Raw genomic sequence first — 1,767 nt, 5'->3', positions numbered from 1 at the left:
GGGGCAGGGCCCGCGGGCTCGCCGGCGCGGTCGCCCCCGTGGAGACCCGCGATGCGGGCACGCTCGGGGCGGCGGAGCCGGGCGGCGGCTCGAGGCCGCCGCGCCGGCCGCAGCCGGAAGTTGCCAGGGCGACGAGGCCGAGGGCCGCGAGGATCGTGAGGGGGCGCGGGAACGCGCCGTAAGATCTGGGCATCGAGGCTGTGGGGTCCGGCACCGGGTGGCCGGCACCATAGCGTCTGCCGGCCCGCGACGCGAGGGAAACGGCCGCGCTTATCCCAAGGCCGTCTCCCGCAGGTCCCGAGGCGGGTCCCATACGGAACCCGCCCCGGGCGCGGCCTCAGCCCTTCTTGTTGGCGGGGTTCTTCTCGTAGGCGTCTATGGCCCGGCGGCAATTCTCGGACAGCTTGGCCCAGTTGGTCTGGAAGCACTTGTCCATGGCCGGATCGTCGGGGGACAGGTTGCCGCAATAGGTCAGGTAATCGCCGGTGCAGTACTTCTTCAGGGTCTCGTTGCCGCGCTTGGTCTGCGGGGCCGTCTGCGCCAGGGCCGGAGCGGCGGTCAGGGCCGCCGTGGCGGCCAGGGCGAGGACGAGCGATGTCAGTGTCTTGGCCATAGGGGCGCGGTCCGTCTCGAAGTCAGGGGGAATGGGCGACCGGATGATGGGCTTGCGTGGTCGAAACAAGGCACATGCATGGTCAACGCATGGAAAGTTCGCTTATCTACCCCGTTGCCTGAACCGGAGGCAACGGCGCACCGGACCGTGTGCTCAGGAGGGCGCGAGCGGGTAGGCGTCGACGGCGGGAAGGCGGTCGCGGCGCAGGAGGCCGTCGGCCACGTCGGCGATCCGCACCCGCAGGGCGGCGGTGGCGGCGTCCTCGGCGCCCAGGCGGGCTTTCGCCTGCGCCAGGGCGTCTTCGGCCTGCGCCAGGGCGTCCTCGGCGGCGGCGAGGCTCGCCCGCAGGCTCTCGCGCTCGGCGGCGAGGGCGGCGCAGCGGGCCGCGAGGTCGGGGGCGTCCGCATCGGGGCCGCCGGGCGCGGCACCGGGGTCGGCAAAGGTCTCGGCGAGGGTCTTGGCATCGAGCCGATTCAGGGGCCCGGCATGGTGACGCCGGACGAGGTCGTCGAGGAGGTCGCGATGGGCGTCCTCCAGGACCCGCAGGGTGGCGAGGCCGACCGCGCCCTCGGTCCGCGCCGACGTCAGGTCGCGGGTGACGTCCGCCAGGGTGGCGCGGGTCTCGGCGATCTCGGCGCGACGTTCCTCAAGGGTCGCATCCTTCGCCTCGACCTGGCGCGACAGGGCGGCGGCCTCCAGGGTGCGGGCGCCGATGGCCGCCATGTCGGCGTGGCGCACGGCGTGCACGGCCTCGACCCGGCGCTCCAGGCGCCGGCGGGCCACGGCGAACTCGGCCCGCAGGTGGTCCTTCTCGGCGGCGACCTCGGCCACGGACAGGGGCAGGCGCGCCTCGATCCGCCGGCGCGACAGGCGCAGGGCCCGGGCGTTCACGGCCGGCAGCACCAGCAGGGCGCACAACGCGGCGGCGAGGAAGCCGAGCGCGAAGATCATCACGGTTTCGATCACGCGGGCACGCTCATCCCTGACGCCGGAAAAGGTCGGCGGCGACCGTCGTCCGGACCGCCCCGTGCGTCCTTAGCCCAATTCGGCGGTGCAGGGGCTCTACCGCCGCTTCGTCGGGGTGGACGGCTCGGCCTACTTCATCGGCGGCTTCGGCATGACGGCGGTCACCGCCGACGACGTCGTGGTGGTGC

The 1,767-nt window shown here is 73.7% G+C and carries 3 protein-coding genes and 1 pseudogene; 1 reads left to right on the top strand and 3 read right to left on the bottom strand.

From position 1 onward, the window contains the following. From FV218_RS22360 to FV218_RS22350, 3 genes are all read right to left on the bottom strand, one after another. On the bottom strand, nucleotides 1-193 hold a 193-nt coding region (locus FV218_RS22360), incomplete at its 3' end, for a lipoprotein (RefSeq protein ID WP_246685239.1). 144 nt (nucleotides 194-337) lie between these two features. Then, complete coding sequence (locus tag FV218_RS22355) at nucleotides 338-613, bottom strand: hypothetical protein (protein ID WP_056095575.1); 276 nt, start codon at nucleotides 611-613, stop codon at nucleotides 338-340. 153 nt (nucleotides 614-766) lie between these two features. Continuing rightward, complete coding sequence (locus tag FV218_RS22350; RefSeq protein ID WP_246685238.1) at nucleotides 767-1,579, bottom strand: hypothetical protein; 813 nt, start codon at nucleotides 1,577-1,579, stop codon at nucleotides 767-769. Between the two features lie 82 nt (nucleotides 1,580-1,661). Here FV218_RS22350 and FV218_RS22345 point away from each other — a divergent pair. Beyond that, a pseudogene (locus FV218_RS22345) lies at nucleotides 1,662-1,767 on the top strand (EipA family protein); the annotation flags it as partial.

The organism is Methylobacterium sp. WL69, from assembly GCF_008039485.1.
GTDB lineage: Bacteria > Pseudomonadota > Alphaproteobacteria > Rhizobiales > Beijerinckiaceae > Methylobacterium.
This window is presented reverse-complemented; position numbering and strand designations above follow the sequence as displayed.

Bases quoted from the DNA above. Each gene is read 5' to 3' on its own strand.
- FV218_RS22355 (WP_056095575.1), bottom strand. From the start codon at position 613: ATGGCCAAGACACTGACATCGCTCGTCCTCGCCCTGGCCGCCACGGCG.